Annotated in this window: 21 protein-coding genes; 8 read left to right on the forward strand and 13 right to left on the reverse strand. The window is 43.9% G+C overall.

The window, feature by feature from the left end:
• Nucleotides 1-47: 47 nt before the first annotated feature.
• Entirely contained in the window at nucleotides 48-1,775 is a 1,728-nt protein-coding gene (locus tag FTV12_RS04145) for a cation:proton antiporter (protein WP_180033541.1), read from the forward strand.
• A 204-nt stretch (nucleotides 1,776-1,979) separates the two neighbouring features.
• Here the strand turns inward: FTV12_RS04145 and FTV12_RS04150 are convergent, their stop codons facing one another.
• The 11 genes from FTV12_RS04150 to FTV12_RS04200 form a co-directional block, all read right to left on the reverse strand.
• Nucleotides 1,980-2,258: a hypothetical protein gene (locus FTV12_RS04150; protein ID WP_004781893.1), complete on the reverse strand. Its 279-nt coding sequence runs from the start codon at nucleotides 2,256-2,258 to the stop codon at nucleotides 1,980-1,982.
• Nucleotides 2,259-2,362: 104 nt separating this feature from the next.
• Nucleotides 2,363-2,866, reverse strand: coding sequence for a DUF6586 family protein (locus FTV12_RS04155; protein WP_034702359.1), 504 nt, complete (start codon nucleotides 2,864-2,866; stop codon nucleotides 2,363-2,365).
• 210 nt (nucleotides 2,867-3,076) lie between these two features.
• Nucleotides 3,077-3,328 (reverse strand): RNA-binding protein, encoded by a 252-nt coding sequence (locus FTV12_RS04160; protein ID WP_180033542.1) that lies wholly within the window; start codon nucleotides 3,326-3,328, stop codon nucleotides 3,077-3,079.
• A gap of 83 nt (nucleotides 3,329-3,411) precedes the next feature.
• Entirely contained in the window at nucleotides 3,412-5,400 is a 1,989-nt protein-coding gene (locus FTV12_RS04165) for an ATP-dependent helicase (protein WP_180033543.1), read from the reverse strand.
• A gap of 261 nt (nucleotides 5,401-5,661) precedes the next feature.
• Nucleotides 5,662-6,816 carry a glycerate kinase gene (locus tag FTV12_RS04170; protein ID WP_180033544.1) on the reverse strand — a complete coding sequence of 385 codons (1,155 nt, stop codon included), beginning with the start codon at nucleotides 6,814-6,816 and terminating at the stop codon, nucleotides 5,662-5,664.
• A gap of 122 nt (nucleotides 6,817-6,938) precedes the next feature.
• Entirely contained in the window at nucleotides 6,939-7,697 is a 759-nt protein-coding gene (locus tag FTV12_RS04175; protein ID WP_180033545.1) for a hypothetical protein, read from the reverse strand.
• Nucleotides 7,698-7,787: 90 nt separating this feature from the next.
• Nucleotides 7,788-10,430, reverse strand: a complete 2,643-nt coding sequence (gene topA / locus FTV12_RS04180) for a type I DNA topoisomerase (protein ID WP_180033546.1) — start codon at nucleotides 10,428-10,430, stop codon at nucleotides 7,788-7,790.
• A gap of 31 nt (nucleotides 10,431-10,461) precedes the next feature.
• Nucleotides 10,462-10,911, reverse strand: a complete 450-nt coding sequence (locus FTV12_RS04185) for an ammonium transporter (protein WP_180033547.1) — start codon at nucleotides 10,909-10,911, stop codon at nucleotides 10,462-10,464.
• A gap of 71 nt (nucleotides 10,912-10,982) precedes the next feature.
• Entirely contained in the window at nucleotides 10,983-11,903 is a 921-nt protein-coding gene (locus tag FTV12_RS04190; protein WP_180033548.1) for a PIN domain-containing protein, read from the reverse strand.
• A 37-nt stretch (nucleotides 11,904-11,940) separates the two neighbouring features.
• Entirely contained in the window at nucleotides 11,941-12,942 is a 1,002-nt protein-coding gene (locus FTV12_RS04195; protein WP_180033549.1) for a hypothetical protein, read from the reverse strand.
• Between the two features lie 224 nt (nucleotides 12,943-13,166).
• On the reverse strand, nucleotides 13,167-13,412 hold the full coding sequence (locus tag FTV12_RS04200) for a SlyX family protein (RefSeq protein ID WP_004781873.1): 246 nt from the start codon (nucleotides 13,410-13,412) through the stop codon (nucleotides 13,167-13,169).
• Between the two features lie 39 nt (nucleotides 13,413-13,451).
• Here FTV12_RS04200 and FTV12_RS04205 point away from each other — a divergent pair, with 39 nt between their 5' ends.
• The gene (locus FTV12_RS04205) at nucleotides 13,452-15,359 is read left to right on the forward strand and encodes an ATP-binding cassette domain-containing protein (protein WP_180033550.1); all 1,908 of its coding nucleotides are present in this window, start codon (nucleotides 13,452-13,454) and stop codon (nucleotides 15,357-15,359) included.
• A gap of 123 nt (nucleotides 15,360-15,482) precedes the next feature.
• A complete protein-coding gene (locus FTV12_RS04210) occupies nucleotides 15,483-16,418 on the forward strand; it encodes a lauroyl acyltransferase (protein ID WP_180033551.1) in 936 nt (311 codons plus the stop codon).
• A 40-nt stretch (nucleotides 16,419-16,458) separates the two neighbouring features.
• Here the strand turns inward: FTV12_RS04210 and FTV12_RS04215 are convergent, their stop codons facing one another.
• Together FTV12_RS04215 and FTV12_RS04220 are read right to left on the reverse strand one after the other, a co-directional pair.
• Complete coding sequence (locus FTV12_RS04215) at nucleotides 16,459-16,866, reverse strand: GNAT family N-acetyltransferase (RefSeq protein ID WP_180033552.1); 408 nt, start codon at nucleotides 16,864-16,866, stop codon at nucleotides 16,459-16,461.
• A gap of 336 nt (nucleotides 16,867-17,202) precedes the next feature.
• Nucleotides 17,203-18,333, reverse strand: a complete 1,131-nt coding sequence (locus FTV12_RS04220) for an endonuclease/exonuclease/phosphatase family protein (RefSeq protein ID WP_034702373.1) — start codon at nucleotides 18,331-18,333, stop codon at nucleotides 17,203-17,205.
• 188 nt (nucleotides 18,334-18,521) lie between these two features.
• Between FTV12_RS04220 and asd the strand changes: the two genes are divergently transcribed.
• From asd to truA, 5 genes are all read left to right on the forward strand, one after another.
• Nucleotides 18,522-19,640, forward strand: a complete 1,119-nt coding sequence (gene asd, locus FTV12_RS04225; protein ID WP_004781864.1) for an aspartate-semialdehyde dehydrogenase — start codon at nucleotides 18,522-18,524, stop codon at nucleotides 19,638-19,640.
• Nucleotides 19,641-19,778: 138 nt separating this feature from the next.
• A complete protein-coding gene (locus FTV12_RS04230) occupies nucleotides 19,779-21,383 on the forward strand; it encodes a hypothetical protein (protein ID WP_180033553.1) in 1,605 nt (534 codons plus the stop codon).
• A gap of 65 nt (nucleotides 21,384-21,448) precedes the next feature.
• On the forward strand, nucleotides 21,449-22,771 hold the full coding sequence (locus FTV12_RS04235) for a fimbrial protein FimV (RefSeq protein ID WP_180033554.1): 1,323 nt from the start codon (nucleotides 21,449-21,451) through the stop codon (nucleotides 22,769-22,771).
• A gap of 46 nt (nucleotides 22,772-22,817) precedes the next feature.
• The gene (locus tag FTV12_RS04240) at nucleotides 22,818-23,789 is read left to right on the forward strand and encodes an asparaginase domain-containing protein (RefSeq protein ID WP_180033555.1); all 972 of its coding nucleotides are present in this window, start codon (nucleotides 22,818-22,820) and stop codon (nucleotides 23,787-23,789) included.
• Between the two features lie 18 nt (nucleotides 23,790-23,807).
• Nucleotides 23,808-24,605 (forward strand): tRNA pseudouridine(38-40) synthase TruA, encoded by a 798-nt coding sequence (truA, locus tag FTV12_RS04245; RefSeq protein ID WP_180033556.1) that lies wholly within the window; start codon nucleotides 23,808-23,810, stop codon nucleotides 24,603-24,605.
• Nucleotides 24,606-24,794: the final 189 nt, after the last annotated feature.

Genomic DNA, 24,794 nt, shown 5'->3' on the forward strand with positions numbered 1-24,794 from the left:
CCATAAAAAACTGAAATTTCATAAAATTCATTTTAAAGGAGTGTTTAGTGCCACATGACGTAGAGCTCATTATCCTGTTAGCTGTCGGTTTTGGCTTGGCCTTGGTTTTTGGCTATATCGCTGCACGTCTACGCCTTCCCCCACTGATTGGTTATCTGGTTGCCGGGATTCTGATTAGCCCGAACACCCCAGGCGTGGTTGGAGATGTGCATCTGGCGAACCAGCTGGCCGAACTTGGCGTCATGTTCCTGATGTTTGGTGTCGGGATGCATTTCTCGCTGAATGATTTAATGCAAGTACGACGCATTGCTTTACCAGGTGCTGTATTACAAATTGCCGTTGCAACCCTACTCGGTGTTGGCGTTTCGATGATGTGGGGCTGGGAATTTGGCTCTGCACTAATTTTTGGTCTTAGCCTGTCATGTGCGAGTACTGTCGTTTTACTCAAAGCACTCGGTGACCGAGGTTTACTCGACTCCGTTAACGGGAAAATTGCGGTCGGCTGGCTTTTGGTTGAAGACCTCGTCATGGTCTTGGCCTTAGTCCTTTTACCTGCAACTGCCGTTTTACTCGGTGGTCAAGCACTTGAAGGTACTGCCACTGATGATAATATTTGGCTCACTTTAGGCATTACCTTAGTCAAAGTTGTTGGCTTTATTGCCTTTATGCTGATTGTGGGCAAACGTCTTGTTCCAATGATCATGCAGTTTGTTGCTCGCCTAGGTTCTCGTGAATTGTTTACCTTAACAGTGGTTGCAGCAGCAATTTCGATTGCGTTCGGTGCGTATAAAGTTTTTGGTGTTTCGATGGCACTCGGTGCATTCTTCGCGGGGATGGTGGTTAAAGAGTCTGACTTTAGCCATCGCGCAGAAGAAGAAACATTGCCTTTGCGTGAAATTTTTTCAATTTTGTTCTTCGTTTCGGTCGGGATGTTATTCGACCCAAGAATTTTGATTGAACAACCCCTGCATGTACTCGCTGTTGTTGGCATTATTATGATTGGTAAGACCATTGCGGCCATGGCATTGGTTTTATTCTTCCGTTATCCAATCAATACTGCTCTTACAGTTGGGGCATCGCTTGCACAAATTGGTGAGTTCTCATTTATTTTGGCAGCGCTTGGCGTGTCACTAAACTTACTGTCGCTTGAAGGTCAAAACCTAATTTTGGCAGGTGCACTCATTTCAATTACTTTGAACTCATTTATTTTTTCTGCAATTGAACCTGTTCAAACATGGATTCGTGAGCGCTCGTCATTGGCACGTTTACTTGAACGTAGTGGTGACCCATTAGCGATGCTTCCAGATGAGGTCTCACAGGACTACCTGCGCGATCAGGTGGTGATGATTGGTCATGGTGAGGTCGGTCGTCGTGTCACTCGCTCTTTAATGGATCAAAACATTAAAGTCGTGATCGCAGAAGAAAATCGTGAGATTGTAGAAAATTTACGTGCTAAGGGCATTGCTGCCGTTTCAGGTGCAGCCACTGAACCTAGCGTTTTAATTCAAGCACATATTCAGCATGCACGTTTGCTCGTGATCTCCCCGATGGACATTATCGACATTCATAAAATCGTGGATATTGCCAAGACCCTAAACCCTGCTATTCAGATCCTGCTATGTGCGGAAAGCAAGGAAGAAGCCGAAGTGATTCGCCGTGACAATATTGGCGAGGTGTACTATGCCAAAGAGGAAATGGCGAGAAATATGAGCAATCATATTTTGAACCAGATCGAGATTGCGCATAACCATCCACCTACGCATTATTCAGGCTGATTTCTTAAAGAAGTTGTCAAAATTGGCAACTTCTTTTTTTTTATTGATTTAGCTGAAATTTATCGGATCTTAAGTTAATAAAATTTAAAATTGCTTCTTTAATATAACCGACTTAATTTTTCTCTTATTCTCTATTTTTCTCATTTTATAAACACAAAAAAAGCACACTTCAAGTGTGCTTTCCTGCTCGCCAAGGTAGGCAATTTAACTCATATATTTGGGCTCTTCATCCACAACTTCAGCTTGCCATTCATTGACCTGCTGTTCCAGCAAACCATATAAAGCGGCCTGAATCATGTGTTGTGCAATCACAGGCGTTTGATCACCCAACAGGGCTTTCACCTCGTCATTAAACTGAATCATGACTAATGGCTGTTTTTTTGAGCCCGCATTTCGTAATGCCAACGCGCCACCTTCAAGTTGAACGAGTTCCAAAATCGCGTCTTGATTACCAAATAAATCTTTCAACTGTTCTATAGACATATATCCTCCATGTTCAACATGGTGGCAAAGAGCAATTGCACTTTGCATCATTAGAGTAATTGATATAGGGTTAATAATCGCAATTTCAAGTACAGCTGATCAGATTAAAATTCAACCATCTCATTACGAAAACCATCAATAAGCTGCGTCAGGTCACGATGCCATTCTCGTAATATAGCAGTATCAGGTAACCAGGCTTGTGGTGTCTGTGTGACTTTAATGATGAGATTTGAAGAAGTTTCGTCTTCGGGTTGTGGCGAACTTGGCTCTGGCGCATATTGGCAGAGACGGTAAGCACGTTTCAGTTCAGCAAGAAAACCATCTTTGGATAAATGCTGTAATACGGTCACTTCAGGTGACACCTGACCCTTAGCCGCCATAAGTTCTTCAATCGATTTCAGCGTCGGGCTCAGGTCATTCAGACGGTAATAGCGTACCAGTTCCTGTAAAAAGGCCAACAGTGCCCCATGCAGATGGAATACAGCAGCTTCACGATAAGCTTGTGCCTGCTGCACATGATCAGTCTGTTCAGCCTGCTGACAGGCCAGACGGGCGAAATAAAGTTTTTGATTGGTACGGTCCGCATGATAGCGAGCAACTCGTGTCATCGAAATTTCCTAAGCATTAAAACAAATTTTGGCTCTTATAAAGTAAAACGTACGCCCGCATTACGCAATGCAAGATTATCTACGCTGTCGATCTATTCTGCATAATCTTGATACTTCAGACTGCTGATATTAACCCTTCAGTAAAAAATCCAAGCCTTTTTAAAGGCAAAAAAAAAGAGCATCACACATGCTCTTTTTTATCAGCTGTTATTAAGCCTGTGGCTTTTCTTCAGCTTGCTTCACACGAATCCCCTGACCATGCAGGCGCAGTGTATTTAAACCTTTAATTGATTTGACAGCTTCACGGCCATGTGGCATTTCTACGAAAGCAAAACCTTTAGACTTACCTGTTTCTGCATCCATGACCAGCGTACAAGATTCAACAGTACCGTATTGCTGAAACAGGGTCAGTAATTCAGCTTCTGTTACTGTACGTGCCAAGTTACGAACTAAAATTTTCATCGGATAACCTTAAGAAGATAGGCAAAAATAATCAAAAAGCACGTGCCTACTCTACTTTTTGCGTCAAACCCAGAAGGGATAGTTTAATCGAGATCAATCCCAAAATCTAAATTAATCGACTGGCGCTCAATTAAAGCACTTTTCACAGTCTGTTGACGGGTTTTGTAATGAGTTTCTGTGACACATAAATTGCGGGTCAAATCATTGAGAAAATAGCTTTCAATTTTACGCCCCTGCTCATCTACCGTTTCACGCGCCCAGTGATTCAGGTTTTGCTTGGTCAGAATCAGTTCATTCTGTGCACGAGTCAGCGCCACATACAATACACGCCGCTCTTCCTCGACATCATCAAAATCCCCTTGCGCCCGTGCATGCGGATATTGTCCCGGCGTAACATTAGCCACATAACAGACTTTCTGTTCCGTACCCTTGGCCGAGTGAATGGTAATGAGGGTCACCACATCCGTATCCGACTGGCGTTCAATTTCGGAAATAGAGACCGGATCGAGTACATATTCTTCAAGGAACTCGCTCAGCTGGGCATGTTTGGAAGCCAACTGTTTGACCAGTTCAAAATCACCCTGACGGCGATTCCAGTCTTTTTTATAGTTTTCAGCAAGCTGATTTTCGATGGCTTGAATACCCAGACTGACACAGGCTTCAACTTCAGTTTTTAGGACAGCCATCTGCTTCATGATTAGAATGGATTCCAACGGAATCTTGCCAAACTTTTCTAGCTTGTATGCAAGGATATCCATCTCAGGTTCTGCCAACAGTTGCTGTGACAGTTTGCTGGCACCCACATCACCAACGCCATTCCACAGGGTCAGGAAACGCATCCAGGCAATATCATCCAGCGGATTGGCAACCACACGTAATAAACTCAACAAGTCTTTAACGTGTGCGGTCTCTAATAGCTTCATCCCACCGATAAAGCGATACGGTACATTGGCCGCGATACAGGCTGCTTCAATATGTCGCGCTGCATAACTGGAACGTACCAGCACCATATGATCTGACCATTTACTGCCTTGTAGATAATGGCGCTCTTTAATATCGATCGCGATCCATTTGGCTTCATCAAATTCGTTCGGGAAGATATGCATTTTCGGCTTGATGCCTTCGCCACGATATGCATCCAGACGCTTGTCATATTTAATTTCGGACTGGTCCAACAACCAGTTGGACAGGTCTAAAATCTCTTGAGTCGAACGGTAATTCTTTTCTAATTTGAAAATCTGAGCGTCTGGCACACGTTCCTTGAAATGATGAATATTTTCAAAGTCTGCGCCACGGAAACCATAAATCGACTGCGCATCATCGCCAACACAAAACAGACTGATCTGATCTTTTAGCGGTTCCAGCAAGGCCCATTGCAATGGGTTGGTATCCTGCATTTCATCAACCAGCATATGGCGACAGATCGAAGAGACATATTCAACCAGCCCTTCTGACTGCGCCAAGGCGGTAGCAACGACTGCCAGGATATCGTCATAATCGAGGAAACTACGTGCTTTTTTACGTGTTTCGTATTCCTTCATAATGTCGGCAATCTGGTCTTTGAGTGCTAGGTATTCCGGCATCTGTTTTTCCAAAGCCAGGCTCAGTTTCTGACGGGTATTACGAGCAAAGGAATAGAGATCACAGAGTTCTTGTGGTTTCGGCAAATGATTTGGATTGTTCTTGTCATCACGACCGCGGATCAGGCGAAACATCATCAACTGATCATCACGGTCGATAATTGAAAATTGTTCCAGACCAAATGCTTTGGGAATTCGGCGCAATAAATACATACAGAAGGTGTGGAAGGTTGATGCTCGCAAGCCTTTAGCCTGTTCACCCAATGCCAGCTCCACACGCGCCACAATTTCACTGGCTGCACGACGGGTAAAGGTTAGAATCTGGATCTGATTGGCTGGTACGCCCTGATCAATCAAATACGCCGCACGTGCCACAATGGTTTTGGTCTTACCACAGCCCGCCCCAGCCAGGACTAAACTATGCTTGGCATCAGTCGTCGCAGCTTGCTTCTGTTGGGGATTTAGTTCATCAATTAGGGCGGCTAAACTCATGGTCACTCATCATTCTGTGGATGGGTGTAGTTTAACAGAGCTGTCCCTAGAAAACTTATCATCAATATTCCAGAAAGCATTTGAATCCGGCCAGGCGGCATGGATGCCGCCGTTATTCAGTGATGCAGGGATGTATCATCTGAATAACACAGGAGTTTGGTTACTTTGCTCCGTCAAAGTAACAATGCACCTACGCACCCCACATAAGTTCACTCACCTATAAATGAGGTCGGGCATTCAGCTAGGTTAGCTCATAAAAATTTATCTATTTTGTTGTTCCAGCTTTGTTTTAATTTCTTTCATAACACGAGCACAAGCCTGCTCCAGGTTTTGCTCAGCATTTTTTAATGCTTCTCCCAATGAGCAACCCGGCGGATTAATTCCCACAATTTGGCTAAATCCTTCCTCATACAATGATTCAATCCCCTCACCGACCAGACCTGCAAACGCAATTACTGGTTTATTGAATTGCTTGGTAACCTGAGCCACGCCAAAAGGTGTTTTACCTAAAGCTGTCTGATGATCAATTTTACCTTCACCGGTCAGCACATAATCCGCTTGAGCAATTTTTTCAGCCAAACGGCTTTGTTGAATAATTAATTCCACACCGGATTGTAGGTTTGCTTCAGCAAAAACCATCAGGCCAAAGCCCAAGCCACCGGCTGCACCCGCACCCGGAATGTTTCTTTTGGAAATACCTAAACCAGCTTCTACCAGATCAGCAAAATGACTGAGATTTTGATCCAGCAGCTGCACCATTTCTGGCATTGCTCCTTTCTGCGGTCCAAAAATTTCCGAAGCACCATTTGGTCCACACAGCGGATTATTCACATCTGATGCAATCAGAATTTCCGTATTTTTTAACCGCTGATCCAAGTGAGAAAAATCAATTCGCTCGATCTGATTTAAGTTACCGCCACAAACCTGGATCTGCTCACCTGTAGTATCAAAAAACTGCACACCCAGCGCCTGTGCCATCCCAGCACCACCATCATTGGTGACACTGCCACCGAGTCCAATAATGATTTTCTTTACACCGAGATCCAACGCATTCCTAATCATCTCACCCGTGCCATAGGTCGAGGTCAGCATTGGATTACGTTGAGAAGGTTCTAGCAAATGAATGCCATTGGCTTTGGCCATTTCGATGATTGCTGTTTGCCCTTGATCCACCAACGCAAAATAAGTCGAAACCTGTTGGGTTGCCAAAGGCCCCGTCACAGTACAGGAAATACACTGTCCCTCAAGCGAATGCAGCAAGGCATCCACTGTTCCTTCACCACCATCTGCCATCGGTACTGCAATACAGCGTGCATCTGGAAAGACCTGAAAAATACCGCGTTGCATGGCCTGACAGGCTTGCTCGGCAGTCATACTTTCCTTAAAGGAATCAGGTGCCAGGACAAAAGTAGGCATATTTCTCTCAATTATTACTGTTTTATGGTCAGGAGTTTCAGTCTATCGATAACTTTATGAATCTGTATCAAATTTATCCACAAGCCCGACTAAAGTTGTGGATAAATTCAGCATTATCCACATCAGCGTTTCCAACCGAGTTCAATCGCAGTGATTTCATTGATCAGGGTCTGATTTAGAGATTCTGGCATTTTGCTCGCTGTTTGAGAGGTTGGAATATGTCCTGCCATTAGCTCTGCTTTCGCTTGAGGAAATAAAGGTTGCTGATTTGGAAATGCATATCCAGCAGGATAGATTGGCTGACCAGTAGCCAGATCATATTTATCATTAGCACCAAAGGCATGCAACAACTCATGCACCAATACAATCTTGTTTTGTTCAGTCTGTTTCTTGGAAGCAAACAGATTCACTGATCCAATTCGACCTTTTTGCAAGGCAGTTGAGTGCTTTAAGACCTTGTGCTGTGCTAGATCATAATAATTTAAATATAAGGTCACATTGGCTGAAGGATCAGAACTTTGCTGCTGTTGCCAGGCATAGAAACGGAATTTCAGGCTCCAAAATATGGTATCGATAATCGATGCCTGCTCAGGAACTTTAGGAGGTAATTCTTTCAGTTCACGTCCAAGATTAAAGTAGAAATAAGTTGGCTGGCCACGATAATATTGTGCAGCTGTTTCCAGATATGCTCGTGCACCATTTAAATCTTGCGCTGAAAGCTGTTGAATATATTGTTGCGTAGCTGTCGAGCCATCAGCATTAATTGGATGCAACAAAACAAAAACTGGCTTGGTCCAGTTCTGGTTTTGATCACGATAGGCATTTACAGCTACAATAAATAGAATCAGCAATAAAATCAGAATTCGAATTTTTTTCCACATAGATGAAAATCAACTTAGCTTGTTGTTTTTATAGCTTTCTATTATCCATAAAAAATGCCGACTGATGTCGGCATTTTTTACTTTTAGATTTTAGGCTTCAACCCATTTTCCGTCCTGGTAAACCAAAGACCATTTGGTTTGCTTGCCTTCAGGCGTTTCTGAACCAATATATTGCGACTGGTTCTTACGGCTGAATTTCACCAAAGTTGGATTACCTTCAGGATCTTCATCTGGCGCTTTCAAAATAAACTGATATTTCGGATCAAGCTGTTCTGCAACAGTACGTAGTTCTGCGACCTTTGGTGCACGAGTTTCACGTACTTTAGGGAACTTGCTTGCTGCCAGGAACAGGCCTGCTGCACCATCACGCAAGACAAAGAAGTCATCGTGTTTGGTTGAACGTAAGTGTTCCATCTTGATCGGATCAACACGCGGTGGCGCAGGCTGACCATTCTTCAACACTTTACGGGTATTGTCACAGCTGGTGCAGGCAAAGTAAGGACCAAAACGACCTGTCTTCAACTGCATTTCACCATCACATTTATCACATGGAATGGTTGGGCCATCATAACCCTTAATCTTAAACTCGCCTTCTTCAAGTTCAAAACCGGCACAGTCTGGGTTATTGCCACAGATATGCAGTTTACGACCGCCATCAATCACATAGCTGTCCATTGCAGTGCCACAGACTGGACAACGTTTTTTCGACATCAGGTCAGCAGTTTCTGCTGCATCATCATCAGACAGTGCAGCCAGAGATTCAACCGGAGTCAGGTTCAATGTACCTTTACAACGTTCTTTCGGTGGCAAGTTATAACCCGAACAGCCCAGGAATACGCCTGTTGTACCGGTACGGATCTGCATCGGACGGTCACATTCTTTACAATGGACTGCTTCAACTTCGACAGGCTGATTGCGGCGCATGCCGTTTTCACCCTGAGCATTGGTCAGACGTTTTTTGAAGTCACCATAGAAGCTGTCTAACAGATCTTTCCAGTTACGCTCACCATCTGCCACTTTATCCAGCTGACCTTCAAGGTCTGCAGTAAAGTCATAGTTCATCAGGTTATTGAAGCTTTCATCCAGACGATCGGTGACGATCTCACCCATCTTCTCGGCAAAGAGACGACGGTTCTCCAGTTTTACGTAACCACGATCCTGAATGGTCGAGATAATGGCAGCATAAGTCGAAGGACGACCAATACCTTTTTTCTCAAGCTCTTTTACCAATGATGCTTCAGTAAAACGTGCCGGTGGTTTGGTAAAATGTTGAGATGGATCTAGTTTTTCCAGCTTCAGCACTTCACCAACTTTCACAGCAGGCAACAGTACATCATCATCAGATTTGTTCTGGCCACGAACTTTGGTGAAACCATCAAATACCAGAGTACGACCTTTGGCTTTCAGTTCAACACCATTCGCATCCACTAAAATAGTCGATGATAAATATTCTGCTGGTGTCATCTGACAAGCTACAAATTGACGCCAGATCAGGTCATACAGACGCTGTGCATCACGTTCCACTCCAGCCAGACTATCGCCTTTCAATGCCACATTGGATGGGCGAATGGCCTCATGGGCTTCCTGCGCACCAGCTTTATTACCATAACGGTTCGGCTTGGCTGGCAGATATTTCTCGCCATATTCAGACTCGATATGACCACGCACCATATTGACTGCATCATCACTCAGGAAGGTGGAGTCAGTACGCATATAGGTAATGAAACCAGCTTCATACAGGCGCTGTGCCAGCATCATGGTTTTCTTTACCGAGAAACCTAGACGGGTACTTGCGGCCTGTTGCAAGGTAGACGTGATATACGGCGCACTTGGATTCACCTTGGTCGGCTTATCTTCACGGCTAATAACTTTATATTCAGCGTCTTTAATCAGATTCAGTAAAGCATCTGTTTCAGCTTTATTATGCAGCTTTAAAGTCTTGCCATTTTGCTTGACCGCTTCCAGACGAATATCATCTTTCTTGGATTTGGTATCTGCAAAAACCTGCCAGTATTCTTCAGGAATGAACTTACGAATTTCACGTTCGCGTTCCACGACCAGCTTTACAGCGACAGACTGTACACGCCCCGCAGACAGACCACGGGCAATTTTTTCCCATAGCAGTGGCGAAATCATGAAGCCGACGACACGATCCAGGAAACGGCGTGCCTGCTGGGCATTGACCTTATTGGTATCTAGACGTGAGGGCTGTTTAAACGCTTCCTGAATGGCATTTTTGGTAATTTCGTTAAAGACCACACGTTGATAGCGTGAATCATCGCCGCCGATCACTTCTTTTAAATGCCAGGCAATCGCTTCCCCTTCACGGTCCAAATCCGTTGCGAGATACACTTCATCGACTTGCGATGCCAGTTTTTTCAGTTCAGCGACTACGCCTTCCTTGCCCGGAAGGACTTCATATTTGGCTTTCCAGTCATGTTCTGGATCGACACCCATCCGGTTAATCAACGCCTGCTGTGATTTTTCCGCTTTTTCTGCTTCAGTCAGCTTGGTTCGGGTCACCGGTTTTTTCTCTGCAGTTTTCGCAGAGCCGCCCGTTGGCAAGTCACGCACATGACCCACCGAGGATTTCACGATGTAGTTTGAACCGAGATACTTGTTGATTGTTTTCGCTTTTGCAGGCGACTCCACAATCACCAAGGCACGTTTACTTCCAGCGTCGGAAGACTTCGCCGTGCTGCTTTTTGATGTGGACCGAGGAGCGTTCGCCATATTAACCGTTTAATCCTGTTTATTTCTAAAATTAAAGTTCAGCCAAAGAATGTAATAGTGCCTTGATGTCATCAAGTTGTGTGGCTCTAAGATCAGATTCTTCATCCCAATAGAGTCCTACACAGTTTGCCTGCATATCAATAGCATAAATGCCCTTTAATGCAATGGGAAAATCTTTAAATTTGTCATCCCCATACACCAGTTCAAGTTTGTTATCAACCACGCGGGCACGCATCAGCGGTAAACGGGCATCTGGAAGCAGCACACTATAATAGGCCACCATACTGGCACGACTTTCAGTCACCTTGGGAATATTGGTCCAGTCCGGTGCAACCACCAGACGTGGATGTAAGCCCATCTTGCGGGCTTTATCACGCATAAGTCCTAATGCCTTTTCTCTAGGACTCACACGCAGACCAAAAATAGACCCCAGTACGAAAACGATGATGACAACTGCCACCCAGATTCCGGTATTTTCCATAGTTCAACCTTTATGTTCTTATATTAGATTTGCATAAGCCCGCTATAAAAGGCAAGCACCGCTGGATAAATTTAATTTCCCAGCAGCTGCGGACTATAAATAATTTCCCGTTTATTTAACTGTATTAGCTGATGTTTGATGAGTAAATCGAGTGATTCTCGTACCTCTTCCTTAGGCACGCATCGCTCTAGTAACGCCTCGAAACTGGCAATAAATTTAGGCCGACGTTCTGCAAAAACATTGAGATAAGGCATCAGGCGCAGACGTAAATGACTTAATTTTCTTTCAGTCACTTCATCTTGAGTTTCGACGGTTTCGACGGTTTCGACGGTTTCGACGGTTTCGACGGTTTCGACGGTTTCGACGGTAGCTAAATGCTGTTTATAAAATTTTTCAATTGCTGCAGTCTGATATTGAAGCTTACCAGACTGATTTTTAATAATTTTTATTCTAATTAATTCATCTACTAAAAGCTGAGCATATTTTTCTTCCACTTTTAAATTGGCTTTAAGCGAGTTGATTAAAGTTTCTACTTTTGCAGGCTTAGAAAAGTTACTTCTCACTAAATTGGAGCAGTATTGAAAAATCAGCTTTTGAATGTCTATTTCTGCTTTTATTTGCTGAGCAATATTTGGATTGACTAATGGTTTAGCTGAAATAACTTTAGCCTGAAATTTGGCAATTTTAAGTAAGTCCGCCACATATTCCATAGAAAAGTCATTCGACATAATCTCGAAGCAAACTTCAGAGCTTTTATATTGGGTAGAAAGCTGTCCAGCAATAAAACATAGGCCAAAATCAGCAGCGTCTTTACCTATTTTAGGCATCTTCAGGACTTTTAGTTTTCCTGCACTGATTGCAGGTGCAAGCCTGACGACACCATCCAGACTAAACCCCATGGGCGTTTTGGCATAGACCAGATAAACATATTGATATTGGGCAAGATATTGAAGGAGCTCTGTTTCAGTTTTAGGTAAGTTTTCAATATCCAATAACAGTATTTTTTTCATATGCCCTCATGAGATTATTCTAATTTAGAAACATCTCATGACTATATAACACTTCGTGACCATCCCAATAAATATATCCTTTTTCAATCAACTCTTTAAGTAAAAGACGGACATCGGATTTTGGAAATAACTGCTCGAGCAAATCACGTAATTCATAAATATCTTTAGGCTTATTTCCCTGTAATTCGCGCAGCTTGCGTGCAACTTCGAGCTGTACCGGGTCAATTTTATTAAAGTTTTTGAACAGACCTTGCTGGGCAGACTGGATTGGAGATTGAGCAGGTTCAACTACAGGCTCTTCAGGATTAAGCTTCGAGATCACCTGATCCAAAGCTGGTTTTTCAGCGGGTTGGTTGTCATTGAGATCCAGCTGCACCCACTGTTTCAGCACTTTTTTACGGAAACTGATCTGCTCATCATAGCGTTTGACTATTTTCAGATTAATCAGCATGCCAACTACATGCTGGGCTTTGCCTGGTAAAACTTGCAGAATATTGGTGACAGAATTTTTTAAGGTTTCGAGCGTGGTCGGTTTACCACTCATCTTGCCGAGCGCATCACAATATTTTTTCACCAGCTGCAAAGCCGGTTTAGCTTTAATGGCTTCAATACTTGGCAACTGGATTTTGGGTTTATCTTGAGTCTCTGTTGATGCATCCTCTGGTAGCACCTGAATCAGGCTGCAATCAATATCTGAAGCCTGCAGCATCTGCATTAGCATTTCACTGCTATCCATCGCGGAGATCAGCTCGACCTGAGTATCTGCTTCCAGCAAAGCCATCAGCTGGCCCACAATCACGGCATATTCATATTCCTTATGCTCTGCTTCCAGGACGTCCAGAATGATAATTTGTCCGCTGCTGATCCAGCTCGCCAACTCAGTCAGTTCTTCTAGAGCAAACTCGAATTTTCCGGCACAGTTAAACAGATACAAGGTCGGATAATGTTCAACAATGTCACGTAACAGTTTGGCTGTAGGAAAGTTATTTTCGAGATCAAGAAGGACAACTTTTTGGCGCATAAGGCAAGATTAAAAACTGAGCTAGAAAAATACTATTAGAGTAGGAAGTGTGTGAAAGGTCAAATAGTTTCCTCCTTCCATGACGATATTTAGATTTTAAAGATCATCTTGGACGGAATAAAAGTAGCGACTTGGTTTAGGTTTATCGAGCTTCACCTACTTAAAAGAAAACCCTCACGACTGGAGGGCTTTTTTTTGTTTTCTTTTTAAAAATTATTTGTAAATTAATAATGCGGGGGACGGTTGGTGACCGGATCAAAAGCATCAATCCCTTCGGACAAGTCTGCAGACTCAACACGTTGATATAACAACTGCATTTGTTTTTTTAAATCGGCAATTTCCAGATTCTGGCGAGTGACCTGCTGATTCAGCTGTTCAACTAAATCATCTAAAAATGCAATTCGCACTTGCAAATCTTCAATGGGTGCGGAAAATGACGCCTGATCATTTAGATTTTGTTGTTTAGTCATTTTAAGTCCTCATTTGGGATTTCAGGAAACATTAACATTATGGCCTATATTACTTTAAGGGATGTCCAACTGGCATTTGGCGGACCTGCCTTGCTCGACGGCGCCAACTTTAATTTGGAACGCGGTGAACGAGTATGTTTGATTGGCCGTAATGGTGAGGGTAAGTCTACCTTACTTAAACTGATTGAAGGAAGTTTACTCCCGGATAGTGGTGAAGTTTCGTTACAAAATGGCATCACCATTTCCATGCTGGCCCAAGACGTGCCAATGGATTCCGGCAAGGTTGCAGATATTGTTGCCGACGGCGCTGGTGAAGCTTCAGAAGTGTTGCGTGCTTACCATGAAGCCAGTGAAGCTTGCGTGCTCGGTGATATGGAAGCCTGTGACCGCATGGGACATTTGCAGCATCAGATGGATCAGCTGGATGGCTGGGCTTTAGAAACTAAGGTTAATTCAATCCTAAGTAAAATGGGACTGGATCCTGAAGCGGATCTGGCCGATTTATCTGGCGGTCGTAAACGCCGTGTCCTGTTGGCACGTGCCCTGCTCACCCAACCTGATGTGCTGTTACTCGACGAACCGACCAACCATCTGGATGTCGAAAGTATCGAGTGGCTGGAAAAATTCCTGCTCGAGCAGAACAACCTGACCTTACTGTTTATTTCGCATGACCGTGCCTTTGTGGACAGTATTGCGACCCGTATTGTCGAGCTGGACCGTGGTATTTTGCGTAGCTATGAAGGCAACTATTCACGTTACCTCGACCTGAAAGCTCAGCAGCTGGAAGCAGAAGAAAAACAGAATGCCCTGTTCGAGAAAAAACTGGCTGAAGAAGAAGCCTGGATTCGTCAAGGTATTAAAGCGCGCCGTACCCGTAACGAAGGTCGTGTTCGTGCTCTGAAAGAATTGCGTGAAGAGTCTAAAGCACGCCGCTTCCAGCAAGGCAAAGTCAACATGTCGACTCAGGAAGCACAGCGTTCAGGTAAAGTGGTGTTCGAGATTGAACATCTGAGCGTGAAGTTTAGTGACAATGCACCGATCATCAATGACTTCTCGGCGCTGGTAATGCGTGGTGACCGTATTGGTCTGGTGGGTGATAATGGTGTCGGTAAAACCACACTGATCAAAGCCATTCTGGGAGAAATCGAGCATGGCGGTACAGTCAAAACCGGGACCCAGCTGGAAATTGCTTATTTTGACCAGCTACGTAATGTGCTGGATCTGGAAAAATCAGTTAAAGATAACGTTTCGGAAGGTTCAGATCATGTCGATGTGAATGGCCAACGTCGTCATATCTATAGCTATTTACAAGACTTCCTGTTCTCCCCAGAACGTGCCCGTACGCCAGTTAAAGCCCTTTCAGGTGGTGAACGCAACCGTATTCTGCTCGCCAAACTATTACTGAAACCATCCAACCTGATCGTGATGGACGAACCGACCAACGATCTGGATATGGTGACGCTAGAACTGCTGGAAGAAATGCTGGCGGAATACAAAGGCACCCTGCTACTGATCTCGCATGACCGTGCTTTTATGGACAACGTCGTCACATCGACTTGGGTCTTTGATGGCAAAGGCAATATTGATGAATATGTCGGTGGCTATCAGGATTATCTGGAACAACGTCCAGATCAAACTGTGGTTGACCAGAAAATGGCTGTCAAAAAAGCTCAGGCCAAAGCTGAAGCAGCAGTTACACCTGTAGCATCGGCTCCGAAGAAAAAACTCAGCTACAAAGATCAGCGTGAACTGGAAATGTTACCGGCTGAAATTGAAGCACTGGAAAAAGAACAAGCTGAACTTTCTGAAAAACTGGCGGATGGCTCGTGGTTTGTCACAGATGCAGCAGCAGCGACCAAGGCCTCTGAACGTTTAGGCGAAATTGATGAGATTTTGCTGGAAAAAATGGAACGTTGGGACGAACTGGAAAATATGACCAAAGGCTAATCTTTAAATCGCCTAGTCACTAAGCATCTGTATTCGTACAGGTGCTTTTTTATTTTACAGTTTTTTATTTCAAAAAGCTCTTCTGCTACACTGCTGACATCTTTGATTTCAAATATTGAATTTATGAGTCGAACGCCAGAATACAAACCCGGTGAATTTCAATGGTCATTCCTGTTGCCGCAATACTGGGGCATCTGGGTGGGTATTGTATTTCTGATGATTCTGGCTATCTTACCTTGGGCGACTCAGCATCGTCTGGCACGTCTACTCGGCCAGATAGCATTTAAATATTTGAAATCTCGCCGTGAAACCACGCTTCGCAATCTGGAAGTTTGTTTCCCTGAATGGTCAGCTCAAGAAGTTCAGGACAATGCTCGTATGGTCTTTATTGACCAGATGCTCGGTGTATTTGAGACCTTGAATGCCTGGTACTGTCCAAAATGGTTTAAAGGCCGGGTACAGATTGAAGGGCTGGAACATATCCAGCAGGCTCAGGCAGAAGGTAAAGGGGCTTTATTGCTCGGTACCCACTCGACTTTGCTGGATGCTGGTGGTTATTTATGTGCACAGTATTTTGAGCCGGATGTGGTGTATCGACCACAAAATAATCCCTTGCTCGATATGCTGATTTACCGCTGCCGTGCCACCATTTATGCCAACCAGATTGACCATGATGATATGCGCGGTCTGGTGCGTAACCTGAAAAATGGCCATGCTATCTGGTACAGTCCGGATCAGGATTTTGGTTTAAAACAGGGTGTGATGGCACCCTTTTTTGGAGTACCTGCAGCCACAGTCACTGCACATCGTCGCTTATTAAAAATGACCAAGGCCGCTGCCATTCCACTCTATTTTTATCGAACTGGTGATATTAAAGATCCATGCTACTGTGTGTTGATCGAGCCTGCGGTAGAGAACCTGCCAAGTGCGGATGAAGTCGATGATGCAACCCGGGTAAATCTGATTATTGAACGCCAGTTGCGCATTGCACCGACGCAATATATGTGGTTCCACCGTCGCTTTAAGACCCGTCCTGAAGGCTACGATAAAATCTATTAAGAACTAGAATTAATATGAACGCTATTATTGGCAAGAAAAATCAATGATCGGTTCCCTGATAAATCCACATTGCTTGTGTATGCCCTGCACGCTCAAAGCCTAGAGCTTTATAAAATTCAGTGGCATGCTGATCAGTCACCAGAATTTTCTGATGAAATCCTGAATAACGTTGCAGCATTTCTTGCATGATCAGACGACCAATACCCTGTCGCTGCACCTCCGGGTGAACCAATAAATGTGGAAAATACACCACCAGATAACCATCTGAAATCGCATTTCCCAAGCCGACCAGCCGACCGTTGATACGTGCCGTCACCAGACTATGAGAATACTGCAAAGCCTTTAAAAGCAATTGAGGTTTTTCTGCAGCTGACCATTGATTGACAAGATAGAGCTGTAGCACTTCGAATTCATTGACTGAATCATGATCGGAAATCATAACTTCCATTCAGGTAATATCCATTTTTTAATTTAAATTTTATTTTAATAATCAATTAATTATAATAAAAAAAATGAGCCAAAATAATTTAACCCGGGTTCTACATCCTGTAAAACCCGGGTTAATGAGGTTGTGCTTTCATATGTTATAATTGCTTCTTCGTTGTTGTGATTTCCCTTTCAGCATCATTTCCATGATGTTTTCATTCAGCTTCGTCTTCCTTATGAGAATATCCTTTCTCGACTCCCTGTGCTGATGAGCTTAGAATACGTGGATTCCTCTGTGCTGCCCATTCGCAAGAAGCGGAAACTGCTGTAAGCAATATCGTACACTTTTCAGCTAAAACTATAAGAATTTCTCCTCATTCTTATACGCCATCGCAATCTTATCAGTGACTTTCTTCTCTTCTTTCTCTGCCTTTTCAATTCCTTCCTGAATGGCTTCTTTGGCTTCCTGATCATCCTGATCCGTTTCTTCCAGCTCTTCCTGATGATGCTCAAATACCCGGCCAGTTTGTAATACCAGATAAACTGGAAAATGATCTGATCCGACGTGTTTTAAACGCTCCATATGCACCAGAGCGAAATCGGTGCTGTGAAACACATGGTCAAGCGACCAGCGCAATAAGGGATAATCGGCATGAAAGGTATTCACATAACGTCGGCCGACACGCGGATCAAGCAACCCGCTAATACGCTGGAATAAACGTGTCGTGCGTGACCAGGCCACATCATTCAGATCTCCCATCACAATGCAGCTTTCATCCAGATCCTTAATCTGGTCCCCTACAATCAGCAATTCCGCATCACGTAAGGTTGAATCTTTGGCTTCAGTTGGGCTTGGTGGTTTCGGATGCAGACAATAGAGCTGTACCGGCTGTCCGGAACGTAACAAGACCTTGGTATGAATCGAGGGAATTTCATCACTCAGAATAAATTTAACCTCCGTTTCACTCAGCTCAAGTTTGCTGTACAGATGCATGCCATACAGATTATCCAAAGGTACAGGTACCCGATAGGGGTAATCTGGCTCAATGACGGCCAGCGCATCCTGCCATGCATGATCGGTTTCCAGCGTTAAGACCAAGTCTGGCTGATGGGTCTGGATCTGTTCAATCAGTAAATGATATTTAGTATTGGTGGTCAGAACATTTGAAACAATCAGGGAAATCTGACGATCCGGATCCAGCTGATCCTGCTTGACCTGCTTGACCTGTTTTTTCCAAACAAAGGTATAAGGCAAGACCATTTTCAGCTGATACGCCAAAGCAGCGATCAGGCCGACAAAAAGCAGCTGATTGAAGGCCGTCCATGGGTGATCGACCAGGAGAAAAAGAACAAAGGCAATGAAGCCCAAAACCAGAATCTGTAAACGTGGAAAATCTGCACCACGAATCCACCATTCATCTCGGGGAATCAGCGACCAGAAACTTAACCAGATGACCACGATTGCCATGATCTGGATAAACCCTACCATAAGATACACTCTTTACTAAGTTATTATTTTTTATAAAAGAAAAATTGCTTTATCAATTTTGTATGTATCATAAAGCAGATATTTCGCTCAAGAATATTGATGTTTTGATTGTGTAGCTCTTGCAGTCACGTCCCTTTTTGATACACTCGAATCCCTTTTGATTTTTTAACGCACCGAGGCAAAGTGACATGAAAGTAGGTCTGGTCGGTTGGCGCGGGATGGTGGGTTCCGTCCTTATGCAACGTATGGTTGAAGAGAATGATTTTGCTCATTTTGAGCCATTCTATTTTTCTACCAGTAATGCGGGTGGTGAAGCTCCGGCATTTGGTGGTAAGACTGCCCCAGCACTTATGGATGCAACAGACATTAACAGTCTGAAGCAAATGGATGTCATTATTACCTGTCAAGGTGGCGATTACACCACTGAAGTTTTCCCGAAAATAAAAGCTGAAGGCTGGGATGGCTACTGGATTGATGCAGCATCTACCCTGCGTATGGATGATGAAGCAATCATCGTACTTGATCCGGTGAACATGCATGTGATCAAAGACGGTCTGGTCAAAGGCACCAAAACTTTCGTGGGCGGTAACTGTACCGTTTCCCTGATGTTGATGGGTTTAGGCGGTCTGTTCCAGAACAATCTGGTGGAATGGGCAACTTCCATGACTTATCAGGCAGCTTCGGGTGCGGGCGCGCAAAACATGCGTGAGCTGATTACTGGTATGGGTTATTTATATAACAATACCAAAGACTTGCTGGATGATCCACGTTCTCCAATTCTGGACATTGATTCTAAAATTGCTGAATTGCAACGTGGTGAAGGCTTCCCATCTGCAAACTTCGGTGTACCTTTAGCAGGTTCTCTGATTCCATACATCGACAAGCAGCTGGAAAGCGGCCAGTCTAAAGAAGAATGGAAAGGTCAGGCTGAAACCAACAAGATTCTAGGTAACCAGCAGATCGTACCGATTGATGGCCATTGTGTACGTATCGGCGCAATGCGTTGTCACTCTCAGGCATTAACCCTGAAACTTCGCAAAGATGTTCCACTGGATGAGATCGAAGATATCATTGCAAATGCAAATGACTGGTCTAAAGTTGTGCCAAACACTCGTGAAGCCTCAATGACTGATCTGACTCCTGTTGCAGTGACTGGCACATTAACTGTACCTGTTGGTCGTCTGCGTAAACTGAACATGGGTAAAGAATACCTAGGTGCATTCACAGTAGGTGACCAGTTACTTTGGGGTGCTGCAGAACCTTTACGTCGTATGCTGCGCATCTTGATTGACTATAAAAACTCTTAAGTTTCCGTCAGGAAATAAAGCATGAAGCCGATCTTTATTGATCGGCTTTTTTGTGTAACTATTGCGTAAGTATTTTACAAAAAACAAACATCCCGTTAATCTATAATTTTCGCTATGCGATAATGACTGAGCTCACAGATGACTGTATATAACAAATTAAAGCTTGCCATTTTAGCCATTGTTGCTTCACAAAATATCTATGCGATTAATGTAGATTCGGTACAAATCCAGTCTGCACCTGGGGAATTGCTTTATGCGGAAATGAATTTCCGTCAATCAGATATTAACTTGCCCATTGAGGTAAGTTTAGCCTCGCCAGAAGACCTGATTTCTATGGGCGCATCGCATCAGCCACCGGGTCATTTAAATTTTTTCACCCGTCGCAACAGTAATGGTACTGGGGTTATTACCATTACCTCCTCGCGCCCGGTCACTGATCGTGAATTAAATATCATTGTCAAAATCAAAGAGGGCAATGCAGCACGCCTACAGCATATCCGTACTGCATTAAGACCTAAAACTGATTTGTTACAGGCCAGCCTGAAACAAAATGAACAGCCACTCGCGCCTGTCGTAGTCGTGAGTGAAAAAGATATTGCCCTGAACTTACCGGTGAGTACGCGCTATACCAATGCCCAATCCAAACCAACCACCCCGTTTGTGGCAGAAAAACCATTAGCCTTACAAAACACAGCACCTCCTGCATTATCAGCCAGCTCTATCCCTAAAACAGCGTTAGCTGCTGTGACCCATGAGCCGACATCGAGTATTGCAGCTCAAGTCACAAGCCCAACAAAACTTAATACTGAAACTGCGGTAGCAGCGACAAGTCATAGTTCACAGCAAGCTGGCAATGTAAACACTGCGCCAGTGAATACTTCATCCAAAGCAGCTCACACGACTGCGGCTCAAGCAGATGCAACGTCAAACTTACAGGCTGCAGCTACAAAAATTCAGGCTGAAACAAAACCAGCTGAAATTACAATAGATATAACAAATAAAAATGCAGCCTCAGCGCAAGTTTCTGCACCGACAAGCACTGAAAACCAGATGGTGTCCAGTGATCCACTTGTCAAAAAATATGCAGAACAACAGGCTCGCAAGCAGGCGGCATCCAGCACTGCACAGGACAAACCAAATTTAGCGACTAAAACTCAGGCACAGCCGGCAGCCATCAAACAAAGCACCTCAACCCAGATCAAGCCGACGTATGTGGTACAGTCAAATGAGTCGCTTTGGGGCATTGCTTCCAGGATTGCCAATGAACAGCAGCGTCCAGTAAGTGAGGTCATGCAGCAGATCAAGCGTGAAAATGAACATGCTTTTATTGGAGGCGATGCTAACCGCTTGCGTAAAGGTGCAGCGCTTAATTTAGCAACCATCCATACTGCAAAAACTCCGATACAGGCCGCAGCAATTAAGTCTGCTCAAGCACCCTCCAAACCTGCTGCAAAAACCAAATATCGTCTGAATGAGGCTGAAATGAGCCTGGTTGCCGAGAATCAACGTGATTCCGGCCAGGTTTCTGCCAACTCAAACACAAAAGAAAATCGAACTTCGAAAGAGTTGTCATTAAAAGTTATGACAGCCCGTGAAAAAACCGTTAAATTACAGAGAAACGTAACTGAACTAGAATTGGCACTCAATCAGAAGGATCACAGAATTCAATTATTAAATGCTCGTCTTGCCCAGCTGCAACAACAGCTTAAAGCACAACAGGCAGATAAAAAGCCAATTAATTAAAAAGTTACACATGACGATTTATTGGGATAGGCGAACTTAATGACTCTATCCCCAAGGGGTAAAACATGCTGATTTATGTGATTCCATTAGTGATATTGATCATCGTATTAATTGTCATAAAAAAACGACAAGATGCTCAAGAATCAGATAAAGCAAAAACTAAAACTGTAAAAGTGAAAAAACCTGGCGCTGCGTCAAAATCCACTTCACAAAGAACCAAAGTGGTCGAGCCAGCCGGAGTCGTTAAAAAATCAGCAACGCCTCTATCAGCAGAGACACGCAAGAAAATTGAAGGTCTGGTTCAGGAACGTAATTTCTTTGCAGCTGAAGCGCAAATCAATCAGGCACTGAATCGCGATAATTCTCAACATGAATTGTATTTACTACTGCTCGACATTCATATCCTGCAAAAAGATGAATTTGCGATTTCACAGCTGATTAACCATGTCCGTTCTCTAGGACTGGAAGATATTCTGGCTCAGGCTGAAGTCAAAAAACGTGAATTTGAAAGTGCTACTACAATAGCTCAAGATACAAACAATTTTTCAGACTCAGCAGTAGAAGGTTTTTCTAAGGATGAAAATTCAGTATCTATAGATGCATTTGCAGATTTAACTACCTCTTCCCCCTCAAATGAACTTGCATTTGAACAAATGCAGCAGGAAATTCAACCAAGTAAACCAATTTCTACAGTTGAATCTGCAACAAATGTTGAGCCTCTAGAGTTTAATTTTGAGCCGGTAAATCCAGTAGCTCAACCAATTAAGTCAGAAGATATATCTTCAACTCTAGATAATGCTTTAGAATTTGATTTTCAAAGTAAAATAACCGAAAGTCAGCTTACCTCAACAACAGAATCAACACCTGTTCAAGATTTTAAACTTGAGCTTGAACCCTCTGTATCTTTAGAAACAGAATCAGCGCCTGCAACAACAGAAGAAATCCAGCCTTTAGATTTCTCTTTCTCTCTAGACACTCCAACACCTGCAGCGGAAAAAACCGCCGAACCTGCGACTGAGTTTGATCTGTCTAGCCTCGATATTGCAGCGCCTGCAACTGAAACACCTGCTACGTCTGAAACATCTGGACTAGATTTCAAACTTGATAATATCGAAGCTGTAAAAGAGGCTCCTGTTTCTACAGGGGTGAATTTTGAGATTCCGACAGCGCCAGTAACTACAGCAACCGATCAACATGATCCATTAGTGCAGTCTTTCCCGGAGCTGATGGAAGTTAATGAAGCGGACCTTAACCTGGAGCTGGCACAGCAATATATCCAGTTAGGCGCTTATGCAGCTGCCCGTGAAGTCATTGCTGAACGTGAAGCTGAATATACAGCAGCACAACGTCAGCAAGCCGATCAGTTGCTGAATCAAATCGCATCTTAATCAATTTCCCTTTACACTAAAGCAGTCACATTTGGCTGCTTTTTTTATGATGAAAGATATTGCACTGATTTATATGGGCGGCACCTTTGGCTGTGTCGGTGACCCGCTCGCCCCTATGTCTGCCGATTTATTTATTCCAAAACTGGAACAGCTGCTTGCTACGGATCAACCGTTGATTCAGTATTACTGCGCTCCTGTGATTAAGGACAGCAGTGCCTGTACTGCTACAGACTGGTTAGAACTGGTGCAATTTATCCAAAATCTGCAATCTGAACAGCAGATACAACATTTTGTGATTATTCACGGGACAGATACCCTGAGCTATGCCAGCGCAGTATTGGCACATTTTATGGGGAATTCGGCTCATATTGTGCTGACTGGCAGCCAGTATCCCCTCCTGAATGCTGAAGGCGATGCGCAACGCGAATTTAGCGATGCCATGGACAATCTGAGCTTTGCGCTCGCTTCAGTAACTCAGTGTAATGCAGGTGTTTATCTGGCTTTTCATCAGCAACTGATTCATGCTCAAACTGCCTTAAAGCAACATACCACTGAGCTGAATGCCTTTACTGGTCTGGATGCGCATATCGCTATTCAGGCCAACCAGCAAAGTCATCAGGTTACAGCAGACGATATTGCCAAAGCTCTGGATTTTAACTGTATGAGCTTGATGATGCAGCCGATCGATTTAGTTCAACAGTTCAATAATCTGAAAAATATTTTGGCCTATCCTCCGCATTTTCTATTCCTGCAAGGCTTTGGAACCGGCAATCTGGCCGTCAATCCAGAGATCGTAGATTTTATCAATCAGCTCTATGCCAAAGGCTGTATCTCGGTCTTAACTACTCAAGTGCCTTTCGGTGCCACCGATCAGCGTTATGCCATTGCTGAATGGGTGCATGATTGCAAAATTCTACTCAATGAAAGTTATGGCCATGCTGATCTTTATGCAAAAGCCCTAAAAATGTATTTACAATATGACACGGTAGAACAATGGCATGCCCATTGGTACGATTAGTCAGGTTTTGAGGTCATTATGCAGCGTTTTGCGGTGGGAATTGAGTTTTGTGGAACGAATTATCGAGGTTGGCAGACTCAACAACCGGGCGTAATCAGTGTTCAGGAAACCATCGAGAAGGTTCTCAGTAAAATTGCCGATGAACCGATTATTCTGCATGGTGCAGGCCGAACCGATGCCGGCGTGCATGCGACCAATATGGTCGCACATTTTGATACCCATGCCTTGCGTTCTGAACGAGGCTGGTTAATGGGCTCAAATAGCCAGTTACCTAAGGATATCTCGATCCAATGGATCAAGGAGATGGATGATGGCTTCCATGCACGCTTTAAAGCACAGGCACGCCGTTATCGTTATATTGTCTATAACTATCCGGTACGCCCTGCCTTGCTGCATAAACAGGTCACTCATATTTACTATCCACTTGATGTCAAAAAGATGATTGAAGCGGCTGCAAAGTTTGAAGGCACACATAACTTTGAGAGTTTTCGTGCAGCAGCCTGCCAGTCCAATCAGCCGGTACGTCACGTCCGTCACTGCCGCCTGATCCAGCATGGGCCTTATCTGATTCTAGATATTCAGGCGGATGGCTTCCTGCATCATATGGTACGCAATATCATGGGCTGTTTGCTGGAAATCGGCCAAGGCATGTATGGGGTTGACCATATTGACCATATTTTTGCAGCAGAAGATCGTAAAGCAGCCGGTGTTACCGCACCACCGGACGGTCTGTATTTTATCCAGGCTGAATATCCAGAACATTTTGACCTACCCAAAGTACCTTTGGGTCCATACTGGTTAAATATGCCGGAATAAGCTAATTATTTTTAATTTTTAAATCCCTCCTAACCTCCCTTTGAAAAAGTGAGGAACTCCTCCATTGCTGTCCCACAATTTTTCACAAGAGGAAGCTCAAATGAGCTTCCTCTTGTTTTATGGGTATTTTATCGGGTGAAAATAAAGCTTTTAAAGTTCTTCTTTCAAACAAATTCACTTGAATTATTC

Origin of the sequence: Acinetobacter sp. YH12233, from assembly GCF_013417725.1 — a bacterium.
Lineage (GTDB): Bacteria > Pseudomonadota > Gammaproteobacteria > Pseudomonadales > Moraxellaceae > Acinetobacter.

Bases quoted from the DNA above. Each gene is read 5' to 3' on its own strand.
- FTV12_RS04155 (WP_034702359.1), bottom strand. From the start codon at position 2,866: ATGACACGAGTTGCTCGCTATCATGCGGACCGTACCAATCAAAAACTT.
- FTV12_RS04170 (WP_180033544.1), bottom strand. From the start codon at position 6,816: ATGCCTACTTTTGTCCTGGCACCTGATTCCTTTAAGGAAAGTATGACT.
- asd (WP_004781864.1), top strand. From the start codon at position 18,522: ATGAAAGTAGGTCTGGTCGGTTGGCGCGGGATGGTGGGTTCCGTCCTT.
- FTV12_RS04210 (WP_180033551.1), top strand. From the start codon at position 15,483: ATGAGTCGAACGCCAGAATACAAACCCGGTGAATTTCAATGGTCATTC.
- truA (WP_180033556.1), top strand. From the start codon at position 23,808: ATGCAGCGTTTTGCGGTGGGAATTGAGTTTTGTGGAACGAATTATCGA.
- FTV12_RS04175 (WP_180033545.1), bottom strand. From the start codon at position 7,697: ATGTGGAAAAAAATTCGAATTCTGATTTTATTGCTGATTCTATTTATT.
- FTV12_RS04200 (WP_004781873.1), bottom strand. From the start codon at position 13,412: ATGACTAAACAACAAAATCTAAATGATCAGGCGTCATTTTCCGCACCC.
- FTV12_RS04220 (WP_034702373.1), bottom strand. From the start codon at position 18,333: ATGGTAGGGTTTATCCAGATCATGGCAATCGTGGTCATCTGGTTAAGT.
- FTV12_RS04195 (WP_180033549.1), bottom strand. From the start codon at position 12,942: ATGCGCCAAAAAGTTGTCCTTCTTGATCTCGAAAATAACTTTCCTACA.
- topA (WP_180033546.1), bottom strand. From the start codon at position 10,430: ATGGCGAACGCTCCTCGGTCCACATCAAAAAGCAGCACGGCGAAGTCT.
- FTV12_RS04185 (WP_180033547.1), bottom strand. From the start codon at position 10,911: ATGGAAAATACCGGAATCTGGGTGGCAGTTGTCATCATCGTTTTCGTA.
- FTV12_RS04230 (WP_180033553.1), top strand. From the start codon at position 19,779: ATGACTGTATATAACAAATTAAAGCTTGCCATTTTAGCCATTGTTGCT.
- FTV12_RS04215 (WP_180033552.1), bottom strand. From the start codon at position 16,866: ATGGAAGTTATGATTTCCGATCATGATTCAGTCAATGAATTCGAAGTG.
- FTV12_RS04165 (WP_180033543.1), bottom strand. From the start codon at position 5,400: ATGAGTTTAGCCGCCCTAATTGATGAACTAAATCCCCAACAGAAGCAA.
- FTV12_RS04240 (WP_180033555.1), top strand. From the start codon at position 22,818: ATGATGAAAGATATTGCACTGATTTATATGGGCGGCACCTTTGGCTGT.
- FTV12_RS04235 (WP_180033554.1), top strand. From the start codon at position 21,449: ATGCTGATTTATGTGATTCCATTAGTGATATTGATCATCGTATTAATT.
- FTV12_RS04205 (WP_180033550.1), top strand. From the start codon at position 13,452: ATGGCCTATATTACTTTAAGGGATGTCCAACTGGCATTTGGCGGACCT.
- FTV12_RS04150 (WP_004781893.1), bottom strand. From the start codon at position 2,258: ATGTCTATAGAACAGTTGAAAGATTTATTTGGTAATCAAGACGCGATT.
- FTV12_RS04160 (WP_180033542.1), bottom strand. From the start codon at position 3,328: ATGAAAATTTTAGTTCGTAACTTGGCACGTACAGTAACAGAAGCTGAA.